Raw genomic sequence first — 20,982 nt, 5'->3', positions numbered from 1 at the left:
TCAGGAGTTCCTCTCGATGATGATGTGACCGACGGCGTCGACGGTGGCCCGCTGGCCGATACCGACGATCGTCGTGGAGTCGAACTGCTGCACGATCGCGGGACCCTCGAACACGTTGCCCGCCTTCAGCAATTCACGTTCGTAAATGGGTGTCTGGACCCATTCCGGGTCGGCGTTCTCCGACTTCCAGAACAGCGCCCGCGTGGTGGTCGCGATCGCGGCGCTCGCGTCGGCGTCGCCCTTTTCGATCTCGGCGATACGGACGTGCTCGACTGCACCGACACCGGTCACGCGAATGTTGACCAGCTGCACCGCTTTGTCGTCGAACCGCTGCGAGTAGGTGCGCCCGTGGGCCTCGTGGAAGGCCTCGGCCGTTGCTGCCACCCAGGCCTCGTCGATGTCGCCGTCGGGGGCGTTGACCCGGAGCTCGTAACCCTGTCCGACATAACGGCAGTCGACACTGCGCTCCAGCGAGATGTCGTCGTCGCTGATGCCGTCGGCCTTCAGCTGGGCCACCGCGTCGGTCGCCAGTCGGTCCATCTGGGTGCGGATGAGCTCGAGATCGGGTTCGTCAGAGGACGTCCAGACCGTGGTGGGAACCTCGTACCGGATGTCGGTGGTCAGCAGACCCACCGCGGAGGTGATTCCGGGGTGTCCGGGGATGATCACGCGCGGGATGCCGAGCTGGTCGGCGATCTGCCACGCGTAGAGCGGTCCGGCGCCACCTTCGGCGATCAGCGAGAAGTCGCGTGGGTCATAGCCTTTGCGCACGGAGTGCAGGCTGATGGCCTCGGTCATCGAGTGGGCGAGGATCTTGAAGATGCCCATCGCAGCATGCTCGACATCGGAGCCGAGCTTGTCGGCGATGTGGGTCTGGACCGCTTCGGTGGCCAGCTCGGGCTTGATCGCCATGGTCCCGGACAGGAAGCTGTCTTCGCGCAGCCAGCCCATGACGACCATCGCGTCGGTGGACGTGGGCTCGGTGCCGCCACGGTTGTAGCAGGCAGGCCCGGGCACGGCGCCGGCGCTGCGGGGACCGACACGGAACATGCCACCGTCGTCGATGGTGGCAATCGATCCGCCGCCGGCACCGATGGTGTCGACCTCGGCCATCGGGACCATCGCGTGGTAGTCACCGACCTGGGTGTCGAGCAGATGCTTCATACGCAGCTTGCCGTCGGGTGCGACGCCGATGTCGGCGGAGGTGCCACCGACATCGAGGGTGATGACGCTGGGGAAGCCCGACGCCTTACCGATCGCGCAACCACCGAGGAGTCCGGCGATGACACCGCTGGTCAGCAGCGACACCGGAATGTCACTCGCGCTGCGCGAGGTGACCAGTCCGCCTGCCGACGTCATGAGGTGCACGTCTTCGCCCACCTGTGCGGCCTTCGCCTTGGCAGCGAGATTTGCGATGTAGGTCGAGGTCTTGGGACCGATGAAAGCGTTGAGGGCGGTGGTGGAGAACCGCTCGTACTCGCGGTACTGCGAGGCGACCTCGCTTGAGATGGAGATGAAGACGCCCGGATATTCCTCGGAAATGATCTCCTTGACGCGCTGCTCGTGCACCGGATTGCGGTAGGCGTGCAGGAATGCCACGGCGATCGCCTCGACGCCGCGTTCGCGCAGGAGCTGCACCTCGCGGCGGACGGCGTCCTCGTCGAGCGGCGTCAGGATGTTGCCTTTGGCGTCGATGCGCTCGGCGACGGTGCGCCGGTTGCGACGCGGCACGAGCTGCCACTTCTGCCAGGGCAGATCCTGGTAGTTCGAGTAGTTCAGGGGCCGCTTCTTGCGGGCGATGTGCAGGATGTCCCGGAAGCCGTCGGTGGTGATCATGCCGACGTCACTGCCGTTGTGCTCGAGAACGATGTTGGTCGCCACGGTGGTGCCGTGAAAGAACATCTCGATGTCGGACGGAACGAGCCCCGCGCGCTTGGCGAGCACCTCGATACCGTCCATGGTCCCGATCGAGGGGTCATGGTTGGTCGACGGCGTCTTGTGCACGGTGACGTTTCCGTCGTCGTCCCACAGCACGAGGTCGGTGAACGTGCCACCGACATCCACTCCAATACGTTTCATGGAAATCCATTCTCTCAACTGCTGTCACCGACCACGCCAGGGCTGGATTCGGTCTCGTCTCATACTGCGAACAAGAGTCCGAAACCGAAGCCACTGTGACCTCGGCCATGCCGGTCTCTGGTCCACATCCTGCAATACCTCGGAACTTTTCGCCAGTGTCGGCACCAAATTCGTCGGAAATTGCCAGGATCTCCACCTTGACGGCCACATACCTCTGATGTTTAGCTCGGTACGGCGGACCGCGCTCGGTCCCATGCCCGCAAATGAGGAGGCAACGTGACGGTCCATCCCGCAACCCTGGGTCGATTTTTCGAGGATTACGAGATCGGGGACGTGTACCAGCACCCACTCGGGCGAACGATCACCGAGACCGACAACGCATGGATCACCTGCCTGTCGATGAACACGAACCAGAATCACTTCAACAGCCACCTGGCTGCGCAGAATCCGATCACCGGCGGCCAGATCATCGTCAACTCCGGATTGACCATCGCCGTGGTGCTCGGATTGTCGGTCATCGACATGAGCCAGAACGCCGTGGCCAACATGGAGTTCACCGACGTCAAACTCCAGCATCCGGTGTACGTCGGCGACACTCTGTACGCGGAATCCGTCTGCACCGGCCTGCACAAATCGAAGAGCCGCCCGTACGCCGGCGTTGTCTCGATGATCACCCGCGGTGTGAACCAGGACGGCAAGATCATCATCAGTTGGAAACGCTCGGTCATGGTTGCCACCCGCGAGAGCGGCATCGGGCAGAACTATTTCCCCGAGGTCGAAGGGGAATCGTTGGCCTCACTCGCCGAAGCAGTGAAGAACGAGGGAACTCAGTGAAACCACTCGAAGACGTCCGCATCATCTCGCTCGAGCAGTACGGCGCGGGTCCGTTCGGCAGTGTCCACCTGGCCGACATGGGCGCCGACATCGTCAAGATCGAAGACCCGAATGTCGGCGGCGACGTCGGCCGTTACGTACCGCCCTACAACAAGGGCGAGGATTCGCTGTTCTTCGAAACCTTCAACCGCAACAAGCGGAGCATCTCGCTCGACCTCACGACCGATGCCGGCCGGGCGGTCTTCGAAGACCTGGTGCGGACCAGCGATGCGGTCTACTCGAACTTGCGCGGCGACGTACCGGCCAAGTTGCGGATCCGCTACGAGGACCTCAAACACCTCAACCCGGCCATCGTCTGCTGCAGCCTGACCGGCTTCGGGATGACCGGCCCCCGCGCGAACGAACCCGGCTACGACTACATCCTGCAAGGCCTGGCCGGATGGATGAGCCTGACCGGCGACCCCGACGGCCCACCCACCAAATCCGGGCTCTCCCTTGTCGACTTCTGCGGCGGATACATCGCCGCGCTCAGCCTGATGGTCGGGTTGCACGCAGCCCGCCGCGACGGCGTCGGCGGCGACTGCGATCTCTCGCTCTACGACACCGCGATCTCGATGCTCACCTATCCCGCCACGTGGCATCTGAACGCCGGCTACGAGCCCGCCCGCACCAAGAACTCCGCGCACCCATCACTGGTGCCGTTCCAGGCATTCGAGGCCTCCGACGGCTGGCTGGTTGTCGGCTGCGCCAAGGAAAAGTTCTGGACCCGGCTCATCGAGGCCATCGACCTACCCGAACTCGGCGCCGACCCGCGGTTCGAATCCTTCACCACCCGAGGCGAATACAAAGACGACCTGTTGCCCGTCCTCGAGAAGCGGTTCGCCGAGAACACAGTCGATCACTGGCTCTCGCTGCTCACACCCGCAGGCGTGCCCAGTGGACCGATCAACGATGTGGCGCAAGCCCTGCGGGAACCGCACACCATCGCACGTGGGCTCATCGCCAAAACCGAACATCCGGTCTGGGGCGAGATCGAGCAGGTTGTCTCGCCGGTCCGGTTCGGCAACGAGGAGATCGTGCATCGCCGGGCGCCGCTGCGTGGCGAGCATTCCGCCGACGTCCTCGCCGAGCTCCCGGGTTACACCGCCGAACGCATCGCCGAACTGGGCAAGGCAGGCGCTTTCGGCCCGGACACCGAGATCGCATCGCGATGATCGGCCAGCAACTGGCCGACTGGGCTGCCGGCCTCGGTCACTCCGACATACCCGCCGAGGTTCGACACGAGGCTGCACGGCACCTGATGGACGGGGTCGGAAATGGCATCGCCGCAAGGAAATTCGGCGACGGTGACGCCGGACTGACTGTCGCCCGAGAACTCGGCGGACCACCACAGGCGCATCCGCTCGGGGACCGGACCGCGATCTCCGCACCTGCGGCCGCCTTTGCAGGCGGAGTCCTGATGCACGCATTGGATTTCGACGACACCCACGCCGGAGCGCTGGTCCATCCCACGGTGGTGGTCGCCCCGACCGCCCTGGCCGTGGGAGAACAACTCTCATCCTCTGGCACCGAGGTACTCACCGCAGTGACGGTGGGACTCGAACTCGCCTGCCGAATCGGTGCGGCGGCTCCACATGCGTTCCATGCCAGAGGCCTTCACGCCACCGGCATGGTCGGACCGCTGGCCTCGGCTGTCACGGCCGCTCGGCTGCACGTCTTCTCCGGGTCCAAAACAGCCGACGCGCTCGGGATCGCAGGCTCGTCGGCGAGTGGTCTTCTGGAGTTCCTCGAAACCGGTGACAACACCAAGATCGTGCACCCGGGCTCGGCCAATCTCAATGGCATCTTGGCAGCACGGTTGGCGGCACAGGGTGTCACCGGACCGGCTTCGGTACTCGAAGGTCCCCGTGGGCTCTTCGCGGCACTGGCCGGCCGGGCGCCGGACACCGAGGCACTCCTCGGCGACCTGGGTGTCACCTGGCAGGCAGGCAACATCGGGATCAAGCCGTACCCGAGTTGCCAATTGATGCACGTCTCCCTCGACGCGGTGGCCGCCGCACTCGGCGACCGATCCGTCGATCCGGGTTCCATCGAGTCGATAGTCCTGCACGTCCATCCCGACAGCGTCCCTATCGTCTGCCCACCCGAGACCGGGAAGCGTTCACCCCGAACGATTTACGATGCAAAGTTCGACCTTCTCTGGAGTGCCGCTTCCCTGGTGCACGACGGAAGTGTCACCCTTCATTCATATTCTGATGCCGCGATCCGCCGCGCAGAGGTACTCCGGACCGCTGCGAAAGTGGTTGTTCAGACCACCTCAGCCACCGGTCCGGCCGCCGACGCACCGGGCCACGCCGAAATTCATCTCACCGACGGCACCACGCTGATCGGTGACGTCGTCGGCAGTCGTGGCACCACGGCAGTCCCGATCTCCGACGCCGACCTCATCGCAAAGTTCGTCCAGAACTGCGGCAATCACTCGGCCGCAACCGAACTGGCCGAGTTCCTGCTTCACCTCGACGATGCGCCGTCGTTGCACACCCTCACCACGCTGGCCGCCGACATCGTCACCGATCTCGGCTGACCACACTTCTTTCAGACCAGGAGCACCATGGACTTCACCTTCACCCAGGAACAGAACGACTTCCGGGCCGCATTGCGTCAGCTTGTCGACAAGGAGATCATTCCGGTCGCCAACGAGTGGGAGCGCTCCGGCCGCTACCCCACCGAGATCGTCGAACACCTCAAAGCCATGGGGCTTTTCGGGATCACCACACCCGAGGAATACGGCGGCCTGGCCCTCGACATGGTGTCGTTCACACTGGTTTACGAGGAGATCGCCCGCGGCTGGATGGGTATCGCCGGCATCCTCGGCAGCCACAACCTGTCGTGCTGGATGATCGCCAAACACGGCACCGAAGCCCAGAAGCAGCAGTGGCTTCCGAGGCTCGCCACCGGCGAATGCCGTACGGGCATCGGCCTGACCGAACCCGGTGCAGGCACCGACCTACAGGGCATCACCACCACCGCAACCAAAGACGGCGATCACTATGTCGTGCGTGGAATGAAGACCTGGATCACCAACGCCCGCCACGCAGACGTGTTGCCGGTCCTGGTGAAAACCGATTCGACCACCACCCCCGCGCACAAGGGGATGAGCCTGTTGCTCATCGACACCTCGTCCAAAGGTTTCGAAGTCCAACGTGATATGGGCAAGCTCGGATACAAGGGCACCGAGTCGTGCGAGATCCTGCTCGACAACGTCCGGGTCCCGGAAGACGCACTCCTCGGCGGGGTCGAGGGTCGCGGTCTGCAGCAAGCCCTTTCGGGTCTCGAGATCGGCCGCCTCAACATCGCCGGACGAAGCGTTGGCATCGCGCAGGCCTCCTACGACGCCGCGCTCAACTACGCCCGCGAACGCACCGCATTCGGCAAACCGATCGCCGACTTCCAGGCCATCCAGCTCAAACTCGCCGACATCGCCACCCAGCTCCAGGCCGCCCGCCTGATGACCTACTGGGCCGCATCCAAGGCCGACTCCGGAGCGCGGATCGACATGGAGGCCGGCATGGCGAAGTACTTCGCCTCCGAAACCGCGATCACCGCCAGCCTCGAAGCGATGCGCGTGCACGGCGGCTACGGCTACTCCACCGAGTTCAACGTCGAACGCTACTACCGCGACGCCCCGCTGATGTCCATCGGTGAAGGCACCAACGACATCATGCGCACCGTCATCGCCAAGGCACTCGTCGCCGGCCACGGATCCATCGGATGACCACGAGCGCCCGGTCCTACCTCTACGTACCGGGCAACAGGCCCGACAGGTTCGACAAAGCATTGGGGTCCGGCGCCGACGCCATCGTCCTCGATCTCGAGGATGCAGTTGCACCGGCCGACAAGCAGCGGGCTTCCGAAGAGGTCGAACGCTGGCTGTCCGGTGTCGAGAACCACCCCTGCCCGATCTGGATCCGCGTCAATGCCGGGGACCGTCAGGCCGACGACGTCGCGATGGCGGTCCGGGCGGGTGCAGATGGGATCTTCGTGCCGAAATACAGTGAGGTACAGGCGCTTGTCCTGCTGGACTATGACTTGGTCCGGCTGGAAAACGAATACAAGCGGATGCCGCTGGCGGTGTCTCCTCTGCTGGAGACCGCTCAGGGCATTCTCGATGCTCCGGACATCGCCGCCGCGCCGCGGGTGGCGTTCCTGCAGATCGGTGAGGTCGATCTGGCCGCTGACCTGGATATGGAACCCAGCTCCACCGGTGAGGAACTGCTGTGGGCGCGGTCGCGGGTTGTGGTGGCGTCGGTGGCGGCGCGGATCTCGTCACCGCTCGGGGCTGCGTCCCCGAACATCCGGGATACCGATGCGTTTGCCGACGAGACCCGTCGGCTACGCCGGCTCGGATTCTTCGGGCGCGCCTGCATCCATCCCACACAGATCGCGACCGTTCACACCGTGAACACCCCGTCGCAGCGGGACGTCGATGCGGCGGCCGCGATCGTGCAGGCATTGGAAACTGCCGACAGTGGTGTCGCGACAGATTCCGACGGGAACCTGATCGACGAGGCTGTCGTACGGTCGGCCCGGAGAGTTCTCGAACGGGCCTCGAACTGACCGGTGCGATCTGACCCGGGGGTCCTCAGCTGTCAGCGGTGATCGACAGACCTACGGTCCCACCCTTGCCACGCCGTAGCAGGCTGGCCTTCACGGTGATCCAGCCGATGATCCCGTATTTCTTGGTCACGACCTTGCGGACGTGGTCGGTGCCGGCCTCGTCCAGAACAGTACCGGTTCCGTGGATCGGTTCTCCGAAGGTCTTCTTGCCCCGCGCATCACACGCCTGCACGATCACCGCCGGATTGCGACGCAGCCGTTTGACTTTCCAGGAGTCGGTGGTAGTCCACATCAATAACTTGTTGCCGTCCAGAGCAGCCCACAGCGGTGTGGCCACCGGGGTCCCGTCTTTGCGGAACGTGGTCAGTTGCACGTACTTTGCGGTACCTGCCTGCCCGAATGGTGCAGTCATGTGAACCTTCCTGATCGGCCGATAACACCGATGCTACGCACCACCGCTTTCGTACCTGTTACATCGTCGATCCGGATGTTCTCCAATCGAGTCACCATCAAGAAGATGTCGGTGGAGGCCATCGCCCCCACCGACATCCTGAACTCGTTATCCGTTCGCCTGCGACCACCCCGCAGGTACGGGTGTCAACTCATCCAAATATTCTCGGGCAGAGGCGATCCCAGGGTATAGAGATCGACGCCGTGTACGTTTTCGCCGTAGATGACCGAGGGTACCGCCTGCGCGTACCAGATTCCTGGCACTATCGCCACCAAACGCTCCTGAGCGATGTCATATGCGGCCTTGCGATCGGCGTCGGACTCGGCGATTCGGCCGGCGTCGAGTGCCTTGTCGAGCTCAGGATCATTGGTTCCCACGAAATTGCCCGGTGACTTGGAGTGAAAAGCAGTCCAGAGCGGGAAATCGGGATCCTGGATGATCGCCGAGGTGACGAGCATTTGGAAATCACGTTGCCCTGCACGTGCGGTGAGGGTCGCGAAGTCGAGTACTTCGACGTTGATGTCGACATTATCGTAGGCGGCCAGCTGCGTCTGCAAAGCTTCGGCGAGCACCCGGGTCTCAGGAACCGGATAGGACAGGAATGTGAACGAGACCGGCTTACCCTCGGCGGCCAGCTCGTCGAACAACCTCTGAGCCTCTACCTTGTTCGAGTCCTGAAGCGCGATATCGGCGAAGAAGGGCGATTCTTCCGCGAACAGGGTCTGCGGGATCACACCTTCGCCGTTGAAGACGACGGTGTTCAAAGCATCTGTGTCCGTGGCCAACTGAACGGCGCGGCGGGCCCGCACGTCGTCGAACGGGGCGCGTCGCTCATTCATTCCGATGATTTGCCCACCACCGGTCGGCACGATCTCGGTCCGGAAGCCTGCGGCTTCTGCCTTGCTGATGCTGGACATGCTCGACTCCGAGGACAGCTCTGCTCCGCCGGTGGTGATGGAATTGAGTCGCTGATTGCTATCTGCCACCGTCTTGATGACGAGATTGTCCAGGTACGGTTTGGGCGCATCCCAGAACTCAGGATTCTTTTCCAATTCGATCGAGTCTTGGCGAGTCCACTTGGTCAGCGTGAACGGACCGGCGCCGACCGGATTTTCGTCATAGGCCGCGGCCCCCTTTTGCAGGGCAGTGGGCGAAGCGATCCAGTTCAGTGCGCCGGCCACCAAGGATTGAGCAAACTGCTGGTTCGGTGCGGCCAGGGTGACTTTCAGGGTGGTCGGATCTATCACCTCGTTGCTGGCGATCTGCGCTGCCTGCCGGATCGATGTCGAGCCAAGAGCCGGGTCGCGCAACCGATCCCAGTTGAACTTGACCGCCGCGGCGTCCAGTGGGGTGCCATCGGTGAACGTCAGTCCGGGTTGCAACGCCAGCGTGAACGTGGCGCCATTGTCGGTGGACGAGAAATCGGTGGCCATCTTGTATTCGATTTCGAGCGTCTCAATATTGTTGATCATCAACGTCCCGTATAGGGCATTGCCCAATACCGGCTGGTGGGCATAAGTATTCGACAACGACCCCGGATCAAGAGACCGTGGCTCCCCGACCTGCAATACCCTCGCCGTTCCGCCGGATACCGGATCCCCTTCATCTTCCTGGGCACCCGTTCCCGTGGTGCTACCACTTTCACCGCCGCAAGCGGCGACGAACAGGAACAGGGCAACAGACAATATCGCTGTGGCAACTCTTCGAAAATGCCTGTGCGCAGACATGGTTGACCTCTCAGGTTGATGGAGATCGAGGCGACAATCCTCGAGTGCGTCAAACAAACGTCGACGGAAGCAGAGAAGGCGTGCTATCGCAGATCTGCGAACACCCCCGAGAACGCCCCGACGCCGTGTCGGTGATGTGAATCACAAGAATAACCATACGATGCGGTCAAGTTAATGTCCAGATCCCCCGAACAACCGCGTCGCGACCGCCGCGGGCAACGCCATCCGAGGTACCCAGCGTCACCCTGTTTGCCCGATCGAGGCTGCCAGAAAAAGACTCGGCCGGGCCTTGCTCACGCAGGGTCCAATGGTTAGGCTCACCTAACCGCACAGCGGGACTGATGGAGGGGTGGAAACCCGCAGGTTGGTGACCATGGCCGCCTCCTGGACCGATGCACTGGTCGCGATGGACATTCCGATCACTGCGGAGTACGTGACGGAGGGTTACGCGGGCGAGAATAATCGATTCGAGTGGACCCCGGAACACCAGTCGGAAATCGTCGCCTCCACCGGCACCGAGTCGGTTACCGTGCCGCAGCTCGCCGCCTTCGAGCCAGACCTCATCCTGGTCGGATACATCGGCAGCGAAGAAGAATACGAGCGGCTCAGTCAGGTGGCCCCCACCATCCCCGTGATGGCCATCGACTCCATCATGGATCCGTGGCAAGACGTCACCCTGACCACGGGCAGGATCTTCGGCAAGGAGGATCAGGCGCAGACGATGGTCGACGACGCCGAGGCCCAGGTCGCTGCGTACAAGACGGAATACCCTGACGCGCAAGGGAAGACCTTCTCGTTTGGCCAGTTGTCCCCGGACGGACAGATCGGCCTGATCGCCGACGAGAACGATCCGACATCTCAACTTCTCGCATCCATGGGCTTTGTTCTCGACCCGAAGATCAAGGAAGTGGCCGCGGGCCAGAGTCGCGTCCTCGTCTCACCGGAACGCACCGATCTCCTCGACTCGGACCTGCTGATCCTCTGGCCGCTGGACAGCGGTCCTGAGGCATTCGACGCTCTACCGGGCTGGGCGGACCGCGCGGCAGTGCAAAGCGGCGCAACGGTATTCGTGGACAACAACAACTCGTCCGCCCTGGCCAACCCGACCATCTTGTCGGTGCCGTACGCACTGGACCTCATCGGACCGGCGGCAGCGAAGATCCCCGCCTAAACTCGTTCAGAGTTGCTGGGGCTCAGACGTCTCTGGCAATTTCACAGAACGTCTTGTACGTGGCCTTGAGCGTTTCGGCGGCCACCGCCGAGTCGGCAATCCCGCCGGTCCGTCCGCATCGCCAAGTGTCGAGCGAGATGTGCATGAGCGACATGAACACCGACACGATGACCCGAACCCGCGGATTGTCGGTGTCGGTGTCCATTCGATGAGCAACCGTGTCGGTGATGCTGCGGAACTTCTTGTCACCGAGTTCGATACTTCGCGCATTCACCGAGGGCGCATCCTGAATGATCCGGTTCATCGTCTCGAATCGTGTGAGGTCTACGGCGCCGACCGGACACTGCCCACCGAGGATCTGCACCTGCGCGTCGACCAACGCCTTGATCTCATTCCCCGTTCGGGGCTGGGCGTCCAGCGAGGCGGCCATCGCCACGATCATGTCTTCGATCGGGGCGAGCACCACATCTTCTTTGGTGGCGAAATAGCGATTGAAGGTGCGAGGCGAGATGTCGGCCGCGTCCGAGATCTGATCGACAGTGGTCGCCTCAAAACCTTGTTGGTCGCATAGTTCAAGCGCCGCAGCGATCAGTCGATCGCGCGTCTGCAGCTTCTTCCGTTCCCGAAGACCGGCCTTGACCTGGCCCGTTCGGGGTTCCGCGAGTGTCACGTCCACATGATAACCCCGCACAGGGGGATTTTCGCAGACCCTGCCGTTTGACCATGTCCGAATATTGTCTCTTGACGACTTCTGTCTGACTCTGCCATTATTGGCTCTGCGTTGCTTTACATTGCCGATTCGTCAGCCCTCTAGATTTGAGGATCTCGTGGCTTCATCCGACACCGCCATCTCCCAAAAATCGTCCGACCCCACAACAACCACAACCCCCACCGCCGACCCGCGCCGCTGGTTGGCATTGGTGATCATCGCCCTGGCCCAGCTCATGGTGGTGCTCGACGCCAGCATCGTCACCATCGCATTGCCTTACGCCCAAGCAGATTTGGACATTTCGGACGCCAATCGTCAGTGGGCCCTCACGGCCTACACTCTGATGTTCGGTGGACTGCTCCTCCTCGGTGGCCGGATGGCCGACTACCTGGGCCGTCGCCGAATGTTCCTGATCGGCCTCGCCGGATTCGCCGCATCGTCGGCCATGGCCGGATTTGCCTGGGACGCGATGTCCTTCTTCGCAGGACGCGCCCTCCAAGGCGTGTTCGCAGCCATCCTTGCACCGGCAGCCCTGTCACTGATCACCGTCACATTCATCGAACAGAAGGAACGTGCACGCGCCTTCGCCGTGTACGCAGCCGTTTCCGGAGGTGGAGCAGCAATCGGCCTCATCGCCGGCGGTGCGCTCACCGAGTACTTCTCGTGGCGCTGGACCCTGCTGATCAACACGCCGATCGCCATCATCGCCGCCATCGGCGGGGTGCTGGTGGTGATCCGCGACCGGCCATCCAAACGGACCGGCGGATATGACCTGCCCGGCGCTGTCACCGTGACCCTCGGCCTGATCAGTCTGGTGTACGGATTCACCAAGGCCGCCGAATCCGGGTGGGGCGCGACGTCGACCGTCCTGCTCTTTGTCGCTGCCGCCGTATTGCTGGCCGCATTCGTGACGATCGAGGTCCGCACCCCCAATCCGCTCCTGCCGCTGCATATTCCCGGTGAGATCAGCCGTGGCGGCGCCTATCTGGTCGCCTTCATCACCCCGACGGCCATGTTCGCCATGTTCCTGTTCCTCAGTTATTACTTCCAGAACACCCTTGGCCATCCTCCGTTGTGGGCCGGGGTCCTGTTCCTGCCGTTCCCGATCACCGTCATCATCTCAGCCGGCTTCACCAGCTCACTGCTGCCCCGATTCGGACCCCGTCCGCTGCTGATGTTCGGCACGGCACTCGGCGCAACAGGTTTTCTCCTTCTGGCACAGTTGGATTCGAACTCGAGCTGGGTGGCGCACGTATTGCCCAGCGAGATCCTCATCGCGTTCGGCATGGGCCTGGTGTTCGTCTCGTCGCAATCGACGGCACTACATCGGATCAAGGAGGCTGATTCCGGCGTGGCCAGCGCACTGCTGAACACCTCTCAGCAGGTGGGTGGATCGGTCGGTGTCGCACTTTTGAGCACGATTGTGGCGCAAGCCTTCTCCGGGCACAGCGGTTCGGCCATGACTTCGGATCCGGCAACCGGAGCACCGGTCCCGGTCGATCCGGCTGCCTTCACGGAAGCCAATATCTACAGCTACGACGTGGCGTTCTACTGGGGCGCCGGATTCATGGTCCTGGCGTTCCTGGTCTCGACATTCATGATCCGAATGGGTCGTCACTCACTGGGTGATGAACCGCAGAACGCGGCGGTCGTCGCGGCCTGAGAACCTTTTTCCTGCCGAGAACCGGGTCGCAGCCTTCGGGCGCGGCCCGGTTTTCTCTCTTCTCGGCTGTGCGCACCCGGTAAGTTCAGTCCTTGACCCTCACACAGTGTCAGGTTGCAACGTGGAGACCGCCATGAACACCATCGGAGATTTTGCCAAGCTCGGCCGGGTATCGGTCCGAATGTTGCGGCACTACGACTCGATCGGGCTGCTCACACCGTCACGTACCGACCCACACAGTGGTTACCGGTTCTACGAGGTGAACCAGCTCGAGCGGCTCAACCGCATTGTTGCACTGAAGGATCTGGGTCTGCGCCTCGACGAGGTGCGCCAGATCGTCGACAACGAGCTCACCGGTTCCGACCTGCGCGCGATGTTCCGGCTGCGCCAGGTGGAACTCGAGTCGCAGATCCGCCACGACCAGCATCGCCTCGCCCGGGTGGACGCCAGACTCCGACTCATCGAAGGAGAAGAAGGCATGTCTGAATCCATCATCACCACCAAAACCGTTGCACCGACCAAAAATGTGGGACTGCGGGCGTTGGCCGCCAGCACCACCAACGAGGACATCGGACCGACCATCCGACAGCTGTATCCGCGCATCGGCGAAGCACTTCATGCCGCGCGCGAGACCCCCGTGGGCCCCAGCGTGGCGTACTACTCCCCCGCCCCCGAGGAATCCGAGGACGCGGTGTGGATCCACGCCACCTTCCCCGTCCTGTCCGGATCGGTTCCAGGTCTCGACACCTTCGAGATCCCGGGCGGCGAGGTCGCGTCCCTGATCCATCACGGAGCGATGGATTCGATCGACTCGGCGTATCAGACCCTCAACCGCTGGGTCACCGATCAGGGATTCACCCTGACCGGGCAGGGCCGGGAAATCTATCTCGAAATGGCTGACAAGGAATCCGATTGGGTCACCGAAGTCCAGGTCGACTTCGTCCGCTGATCCGCACGCAGCCTGGGATTTCGAGCCCGACCAGCCTCATTCCCGCTGGTCGGGCCCGGGTTCGGTTTCTTCGTCTGACTCATGCGGCCGGGACGGTGGTGACACCCCACATTCGCGCTTTCGTTGCTCCAGTTGCTCGTGACGGCGGGATCGCATCAACTCCCGCGCCTCGGCGAGGGCCTCGTCAGGGTGATGGGCGCGATTGACCAGTGGTTTGCGTTCCGGATCGATGAATACCGGCGGAATCCACGCACACCGACCCGCATCCGGCCCTTCGGTGAGCATCACCGTCTGCCATTGATTGACCCCCGGACCGATCAGCTTGTGATGCTGCGGACATGCCGGCGCCTCGTTGACGATGTCCGTGAACCCGCCGAGCACCCATTCCCGAATGTGATGCGCTTCGGCCCACAGCGCCGGATTCGAACATCCTGGCGTCGAGCAACCGCGATGAGCAGCAAACATCGCCAGCCGCTGCGACTCGCTCGCCAACCGACGCGCCCGCCCGAAGTACAGGATCTCGTTCGAGTGATTCTCGAAGATCGCCAACGATTTATCGCTGCGCACAGCGAGCTTCACTGCATCACCGATGGGCAGGATTGTTCCGGTTGCCGTATACGCCACACCTGATCCGTACGGCTGCACCGGATTCCGACTTCCACATGGCACCATCTCGCCCGGTACCTCGACCTCGACCTCGACAATGTCATCGTCGTAGTCGTAGTCGTAGTCGGCGCTGTCGATGACCACGCCTGCACCGGGTGAAGGTCGCACCGATTCGTCGAGCTGATCTTTGGTCATCGAGATGATCACCTGCACCGGCAAACCACGGTGCGAATTGCCCAGTTGCCCGGACTCGATCAAATACAACAACGCGGCCTTCAACGCATCATGATTGCGCTGCGACTGACTACGAATGTCGTTGTCAGCAGCGGCCTGCAGGATGTCTTTGTCCAAGGCGGGGTCATCTACCGCACCCGACGGGGACAGCGGGTCACCAGGATTGTTCATCCCTTTCGCGGCCCAGACCGTCAACATCACGTCGAGCAGTGCGCGCGTCACCGGGTCCAGATGACCCGTGATCTTCGACATCAAGTTCGTGGACTGCTTACCCAGGCTCAGACCGCGATGGCGGGCGCGGTCCGCGTCGTCGGTCAACGTGCCGTCGGGATCGAGATACTCGACAATCCGCTCACCGATCCGCTCCACTTCTGTCGGGGTGTACCGCTGGCACAACTGGGCCATCGCGGCCTCGGTGTTCTCCCGCTTTTCCGCATCGACCTTTGCGGGGATCTTGGCCATCACGTCCATGACGATCGCGGCATGATCGAGATCGATCGCACCGTCCCGCAACGCCGCCGCTGTCTCCGGATACCGCGGTTCGATGACCTCGCCACTGGGTGTCACCGATGCTGTCAGAGCGTCCATTGCCTCCAGCCGTTGACGGGCCGCCCCGGGCCGCAGCCGAAACAGGTTTTTGAGCATCGCCACCGGTGAGCCGAAACCTGCCTTCGAAAATGCCCGTCGCACAGTCACTTCCCGCAATACCGGCAAACCAGCGGCCTGCAACCGTCGCGTCGAGGTTTCGATGCGCTGAAGCACCCGCACGCAGTCCTCATCAGAGATCGGCATCAAATCCATTATGGCGATGCGCTCAACAGCAGCATCGAGCTCGAGCAGCGCAGCATTTGTGGGCATGTCGATAGCGAACTGATCTGACACCCCGGACCCCCCAGCCCCTGTGAACGAATACGAACAGCCGTAGTGATTTCTCGGAATCCCACGTATTTCGGAAGCGCTTGAACACCAGTGTAGCCCAAAATCACCACTGATTCAAACATATGTTCGAATAGATCTCGACAGTCTCACTCTTCGTGCCCGCCAAAAGCAAGAACCCCTGCACCGATGTGGTGCAGGGGTTCTTGTTCAAGTGGTCAGCCAGGTCAGCCAACGACCAACGTCTCGCCGTCGTCGCTGGTGGTCACCGGGACGACGTCGCCGTCGGTGATCTTGCCGGCCAGCAAAGCCCGGGCAAGCTGATCGCCGATGGCCTGCTGCACCAACCGGCGCAGCGGACGAGCACCGTAAAGCGGATCGAATCCGCGTGTGGCGAGCCACTTCTTGGCGTCCTCGGAAACCTCCAGTTGCAGCCGGCGTTGCGCCAGACGCTTGCCCAGCTGTCCGAGCTGGATGTCGACGATCGACACCAACTGTTCGGCCGTCAGCGCGTCGAACACCACGACGTCGTCGAGTCGGTTGATGAACTCGGGCTTGAAAGCCGACCGGACCGCCGCCATCACCTGGTCCTTGTCGCCACCTGCTCCCAGGTTGGACGTCAGGATCAAGATGGTGTTGCGGAAGTCGACCGTGCGGCCTTGACCGTCGGTCAACCGGCCTTCGTCGAGCACCTGCAGCAGGATGTCGAATACGTCCGGATGCGCCTTCTCGACCTCGTCGAACAGCACCACCGTATAAGGGCGACGCCGAACGGCTTCGGTCAACTGACCACCGGCCTCGTAGCCGACATAGCCGGGAGGAGCACCCACCAGCCTTGCCACGCTGTGCTTTTCGCCGTACTCGCTCATGTCGATGCGAACCATGGCGTGTTCGTCGTCGAACAAGAACTCGGCAAGAGCCTTGGCCAACTCGGTCTTACCGACACCGGTCGGTCCGAGGAACAGGAACGAGCCCAGTGGCCGGTTCGGGTCGGCGACACCGGCCCGAGCGCGACGAACCGCGTCGGACACAGCCTCGACGGCCAGCTTCTGGCCGATGACCCGGGAACCGAGTTCGTCTTCCATCCGAAGCAGTTTCTCGGTTTCACCCTCGAGCATGCGGCCGGCCGGAATACCGGTCCAGGCAGCGACCACCTCTGCCACATCGTCGGGTCCGACCTCTTCCTGCAACATCACGTCGCCGGTCGGATCTGCACCCGACTTCTCAACGGCGGCAGCAAGTTCCTTCTCCAAGGTCGGGATTGTGCCGTATCGCAGTTCAGCTGCCCGGCCGAGATCGCCATCGCGTTCGGCCCGCTCCGATTCACCGCGAAGTGTTTCGAGGCGTTCTTTGAGGTCACGCACCGAGTCGATGGCGTTCTTCTCACCCTGCCAGCGGGCGGAGAGCTCGTTGAGCTTCTCCCGCTGGTCGGCGAGCTCTTGACGGAGCTTGTCGAGACGAATCTTCGACGCGGCGTCGGTTTCCTTCTGCAGCGCGACCTCTTCGACTTCGAGCCGACGAACGATACGTTCGACCTCATCGATTTCGACTGGGCGCGAATCGATTTCCATACGGAGTCGAGATGCCGCCTCGTCGACAAGGTCGATGGCCTTGTCCGGCAGGAACCGCGACGTGATGTAGCGATCACTCAGCGTCGCGGCGGCCACCAGTGCGGAGTCCGTGATCCGGACGCCGTGGTGCACCTCGTACCGCTCCTTGAGTCCACGCAGGATGCCGATGGCATCTTCGACCGACGGTTCGCCGACGTAGACCTGCTGGAAACGGCGTTCGAGGGCCGCATCCTTCTCGATGTACTGACGGTATTCGCTGAGCGTGGTGGCACCGACCAGTCGCAGCTCACCGCGGGCGAGCATCGGCTTGATCATGTTGCCTGCGTCCATCGCGGAATCGCCGGTGGCACCGGCACCCACGATGGTGTGCAGCTCGTCGATGAACGTGATGACCTGTCCGGCAGAGCCTTTGATCTCTTCCAGAACGGCCTTCAGGCGCTCTTCGAACTCGCCGCGATACTTGGCACCGGCGACCATCGAGCCCATGTCCAGGGACACAACGGTTTTGCCGCGCAGACTCTCTGGGACGTCACCGGCGATGATGCGCTGGGCGAGCCCTTCGACAATCGCGGTCTTACCGACACCGGGTTCACCGATGAGGACCGGGTTGTTCTTGGTCCGGCGGCTCAGAACCTGCACGACGCGACGAATCTCGGTGTCGCGGCCGATGACCGGATCCAGCTTGCCTTCACGCGCGGCGGCGGTCAGGTCGGTGGAGTACTTCTCCAAGGCCTGATAGGTGTTCTCCGGGTCGGCGGAGGTCACGCGAGCGCTGCCGCGGACTGCGACAAACGCATCCTGGAGTGCCTGGGCGGTCGCGCCGGCGCCGGACAGAAGTTTGGCGACGTCAGAGTCACCCTTGGCCAGGCCGACAACCAGGTGTTCGGTCGAGACGTACTCGTCGTCGAGTTCACCGGCGAGCTGTTGAGCTGCCGAAATAGCCGCGATGCTCTCGCGGCTGAGCTGCGGGGTCGAGCTGGCGCCAGAGGCCTTGGGCATCCGGTCGACGAGCTGTTGTGCCGCGGTGCGAATCTGAGCAGGATCAACGCCCACCGCCTTGAGTAGGGGCGCAGCGATCCCGTCGGACTGATCGAGAAGGCCAACAAGCACGTGAGCAGGCCGGACATCGGGGTTTCCGGATGCGGCTGCATCCTGGATCGCGGCCGACAACGCGGCCTGTGTCTTGGTGGTGGGGTTGAAACTGTCCACGAGTCACCTTCCTTCGAACATCGATACAAATACACTACGAGCGCCATTGCACCCGTTCATGACCTGTAACACACAGAGAGTTGAGTCTGTTCCACTCAACTGTACATTTCTTCGGAATGTCAGTTCGACGCGGGACCGGCGCTGCGGTCGCGGGCTGATGCCCGCCCCCCACACCTCACCGAATCGTGTACACCAGACCCAACCCGTCGCGGGCCAATTCGATCATGAAGGTCTGGGCCCGACGCAGGAACTCATTGACATAGTTCGCATCCGACCATGGAAACTCCTCCTTGATCACTGCGTCATCGACGGGGTCGAACAGCACGATGTCCCGTGCAACCTCGTCCACCACCTCCGGCGGCAACACATGCACGAAACCGATGTGCCCACCGTGCGGACGCACCGGCGTCACATTGCCTTTCACCAGTTCCAACGAGATGCGTGGACGCAGGAATCCGTCCTGCACCGTGAACACATGCTGGAGTTCACGCCACGCCTTGTCCAGATACAGCATCCGCGGCCGGTCAGCCTCTGATCCCCAGGCGTCCATCAGCGGATCATCGGAGAGGTATGGATATGGAACGTGGCGCGCAGCGACGACGTCGTCGGGTTGAAGCGGATATGCATAGTATCGAATGCCCATGTCCCCGAGGCTGTCACGGCCGAGGAGCGCGAACACCGACTCAGCGGCCACCTGTGCATAACCAAAACCGTTATCCACAGCCACGCAGTGCAGAGCGATCCACCGATTCCGGGAGGAGACCTTCAACTGCGGCTACAGAATTGCGAGGTGGTTGAAGTGCCATGATCACAAGCCGCTTCGCTCATCACCGACCGTGACGGTCCAGTGTCCACAACCCGACCGTCAGCGCGATCTGACCGGCGAGTGTGTTCGGATCCATCCCGATGAGAGCATGGATGCGGGAGAGTCGATGGCGGACCGTGTTCGGGTGCAAAAACAGTTCGTCCGCGGTGCGCTTGAGGGATACATCGTTGTCCAGGAATGTCCGCAGAGTCAGGATGTGCTGGGTTCCGCGACTCTCGTCGGCATCGAGTAGTGGGTAAATCAGCTGGTCCACAAAGGGTTTGAGACGAATACTCGACTGCTGCTCGAGAAGGCTGTCCAGACGCGCCAAATTATCTGGCCCAACAGACGCGCCTCGCCGGACCGCGAGATCCAGGGCCGCACGGGCCTGAGAGATCGCCAAACCCAGGTCAGGGAGTGCCACTTCGCCTGAATATCCACACGGCAAACCGACGGCTGATGCCACGGCCTCGAGATTGTCCGACCGTGCGGTGACCATCAACCCCACCCCGGGCGATTCACCCACGATCCCCTCAGGGGCCTGCATCTCGAGGACGGCGCCTGCGCCGCCAGGCCAGGCAGACACGACATAGGTCGACTCCGCCGGAAAATTGACTTCCAGCACCTGAACGAATGCCGCCGGATTGAGGAGCCGATCCTCGACGAGCAGTAGAAGCTGCCCAACACGCTCTCGCGCCAGTGCCGCCTCCACGTCGCGGCCACGCAACGCCGCCTGCACAAACATCGTCAGCTGGTTCAACGACCTCGGGTCGGGAGCGCGACCGTCGCCGGACCAGATGAGCTCGCCCACATCAGCTGAGCCGGCGCGTACGTCATGGTCAGAGGCGACGCCGGGCCGGAACCGGCAGTCCAGGTTTGCTCACCGAACCGCAATTCCAGTTTCCCGCCGAGCACCGCCGCCGCCTGCTCGAGAAGGTGCGGCAGCGAATCGCGCGCGCGCAGCGAAGCGAGCATCCGGGTGATCAACTGCTCGGTGGTGTGCAGCAGATCCACCTCGGACTTGAGCTGCCACTGGGTGAGAAACTCCCCGATCATGCTGAACGGCGCACCCGCAGGCGCCAGGATCAATGGCAGATCAAGCCTGTTGCAGGCGGCGACAAACGCATCGGGAGCAGTCGTGTGTACGTCGCCGATCCCGAAACACACTCCGGCCGCGTGCGCCGAGACCACGTCGACAAATCGCCTGAACTCGTCGTCCGAATCGAGCATCGCGCCCACGGTGCAGACCAGCTCACCCCCGCGGAGATAACCCGAGGGATCGGCGAGCTCGGTGACGTGGACCCATCGAACCATCCGGTCGACGTCCGCCTGTGCGGCCGGGTGCAGCATCAATCGCAACGCTTCTTCACTGAGCAGCCGGCCGATCGTCGGCCCGATGGGGCGCTCGCTGCCGATACCACTTACGTCGCCCATGGACAGGACAGTAACCGCCTCCCGTCGACCCCACACTGCGAGGCGTT

The 20,982-nt window shown here is 62.7% G+C and carries 17 protein-coding genes; 8 read left to right on the top strand and 9 right to left on the bottom strand.

Features of this window, described 5'->3' with window-relative positions:
* Nucleotides 1-2,079, bottom strand: a complete 2,079-nt coding sequence (locus AC1TPF_RS06415; RefSeq protein WP_482135953.1) for a hydantoinase/oxoprolinase family protein — start codon at nt 2,077-2,079, stop codon at nt 1-3.
* 276 nt (nt 2,080-2,355) lie between these two features.
* Between AC1TPF_RS06415 and AC1TPF_RS06410 the strand changes: the two genes are divergently transcribed.
* From AC1TPF_RS06410 to AC1TPF_RS06390, 5 genes are read left to right on the top strand one after another with little or no spacing between them, the layout of a single operon-like run.
* Nucleotides 2,356-2,913: a MaoC family dehydratase gene (locus AC1TPF_RS06410; protein WP_482135954.1), complete on the top strand. Its 558-nt coding sequence runs from the start codon at nt 2,356-2,358 to the stop codon at nt 2,911-2,913.
* A complete protein-coding gene (locus AC1TPF_RS06405; protein WP_482135955.1) occupies nt 2,910-4,127 on the top strand; it encodes a CaiB/BaiF CoA transferase family protein in 1,218 nt (405 codons plus the stop codon). The genes AC1TPF_RS06410 and AC1TPF_RS06405 overlap by 4 nt, the downstream gene beginning before the upstream one ends.
* Nucleotides 4,124-5,497, top strand: coding sequence for an MmgE/PrpD family protein (locus AC1TPF_RS06400; RefSeq protein WP_482135956.1), 1,374 nt, complete (start codon nt 4,124-4,126; stop codon nt 5,495-5,497). The genes AC1TPF_RS06405 and AC1TPF_RS06400 overlap by 4 nt, the downstream gene beginning before the upstream one ends.
* Before the next feature lie 27 nt (nt 5,498-5,524).
* The gene (locus AC1TPF_RS06395) at nt 5,525-6,688 is read left to right on the top strand and encodes an acyl-CoA dehydrogenase family protein (RefSeq protein ID WP_482135957.1); all 1,164 of its coding nucleotides are present in this window, start codon (nt 5,525-5,527) and stop codon (nt 6,686-6,688) included.
* Nucleotides 6,685-7,530 carry an HpcH/HpaI aldolase/citrate lyase family protein gene (locus AC1TPF_RS06390; protein ID WP_482143143.1) on the top strand — a complete coding sequence of 282 codons (846 nt, stop codon included), beginning with the start codon at nt 6,685-6,687 and terminating at the stop codon, nt 7,528-7,530. Before AC1TPF_RS06395 ends, AC1TPF_RS06390 begins: the two co-directional genes overlap by 4 nt.
* Nucleotides 7,531-7,555: 25 nt before the next feature.
* On the opposite strand, the gene AC1TPF_RS06385 is transcribed toward AC1TPF_RS06390, so the two are convergent.
* Together AC1TPF_RS06385 and AC1TPF_RS06380 are read right to left on the bottom strand one after the other, a co-directional pair.
* Nucleotides 7,556-7,942 carry a PPOX class F420-dependent oxidoreductase gene (locus tag AC1TPF_RS06385; RefSeq protein WP_482135959.1) on the bottom strand — a complete coding sequence of 129 codons (387 nt, stop codon included), beginning with the start codon at nt 7,940-7,942 and terminating at the stop codon, nt 7,556-7,558.
* Between the two features lie 185 nt (nt 7,943-8,127).
* Nucleotides 8,128-9,453 carry an ABC transporter substrate-binding protein gene (locus AC1TPF_RS06380; protein ID WP_482135960.1) on the bottom strand — a complete coding sequence of 442 codons (1,326 nt, stop codon included), beginning with the start codon at nt 9,451-9,453 and terminating at the stop codon, nt 8,128-8,130.
* A 628-nt stretch (nt 9,454-10,081) separates the two neighbouring features.
* On the opposite strand from AC1TPF_RS06380, the gene AC1TPF_RS06375 reads away from it, so the two are divergent.
* On the top strand, nt 10,082-10,879 hold the full coding sequence (locus AC1TPF_RS06375) for an ABC transporter substrate-binding protein (protein WP_482143141.1): 798 nt from the start codon (nt 10,082-10,084) through the stop codon (nt 10,877-10,879).
* A 22-nt stretch (nt 10,880-10,901) separates the two neighbouring features.
* Here AC1TPF_RS06375 and AC1TPF_RS06370 read toward each other — a convergent pair whose 3' ends face one another.
* The gene (locus AC1TPF_RS06370) at nt 10,902-11,549 is read right to left on the bottom strand and encodes a TetR/AcrR family transcriptional regulator (RefSeq protein WP_482143139.1); all 648 of its coding nucleotides are present in this window, start codon (nt 11,547-11,549) and stop codon (nt 10,902-10,904) included.
* Nucleotides 11,550-11,706: 157 nt separating this feature from the next.
* On the opposite strand from AC1TPF_RS06370, the gene AC1TPF_RS06365 reads away from it, so the two are divergent.
* Nucleotides 11,707-13,251: an MFS transporter gene (locus AC1TPF_RS06365; RefSeq protein ID WP_482143137.1), complete on the top strand. Its 1,545-nt coding sequence runs from the start codon at nt 11,707-11,709 to the stop codon at nt 13,249-13,251.
* A gap of 133 nt (nt 13,252-13,384) precedes the next feature.
* Nucleotides 13,385-14,200 carry a MerR family transcriptional regulator gene (locus tag AC1TPF_RS06360; protein ID WP_482143135.1) on the top strand — a complete coding sequence of 272 codons (816 nt, stop codon included), beginning with the start codon at nt 13,385-13,387 and terminating at the stop codon, nt 14,198-14,200.
* A 36-nt stretch (nt 14,201-14,236) separates the two neighbouring features.
* Here AC1TPF_RS06360 and AC1TPF_RS06355 read toward each other — a convergent pair whose 3' ends face one another.
* The 5 genes from AC1TPF_RS06355 to AC1TPF_RS06335 form a co-directional block, all read right to left on the bottom strand.
* A complete protein-coding gene (locus AC1TPF_RS06355; RefSeq protein ID WP_482143134.1) occupies nt 14,237-15,898 on the bottom strand; it encodes an HNH endonuclease signature motif containing protein in 1,662 nt (553 codons plus the stop codon).
* Between the two features lie 245 nt (nt 15,899-16,143).
* A complete protein-coding gene (clpB, locus tag AC1TPF_RS06350; RefSeq protein WP_482135966.1) occupies nt 16,144-18,696 on the bottom strand; it encodes an ATP-dependent chaperone ClpB in 2,553 nt (850 codons plus the stop codon).
* 175 nt (nt 18,697-18,871) lie between these two features.
* Entirely contained in the window at nt 18,872-19,339 is a 468-nt protein-coding gene (locus AC1TPF_RS06345; RefSeq protein ID WP_482143132.1) for a hypothetical protein, read from the bottom strand.
* Nucleotides 19,340-19,523: 184 nt separating this feature from the next.
* Nucleotides 19,524-20,312, bottom strand: a complete 789-nt coding sequence (locus AC1TPF_RS06340) for a PucR family transcriptional regulator (protein WP_482143130.1) — start codon at nt 20,310-20,312, stop codon at nt 19,524-19,526.
* Nucleotides 20,258-20,935 carry a PucR family transcriptional regulator ligand-binding domain-containing protein gene (locus tag AC1TPF_RS06335; protein WP_482143128.1) on the bottom strand — a complete coding sequence of 226 codons (678 nt, stop codon included), beginning with the start codon at nt 20,933-20,935 and terminating at the stop codon, nt 20,258-20,260. The genes AC1TPF_RS06340 and AC1TPF_RS06335 overlap by 55 nt, the downstream gene beginning before the upstream one ends.
* Nucleotides 20,936-20,982: the final 47 nt, after the last annotated feature.

The sequence above is a fragment of the Williamsia sp. Y853 genome, assembly GCF_056786495.1.
This window is presented reverse-complemented; position numbering and strand designations above follow the sequence as displayed.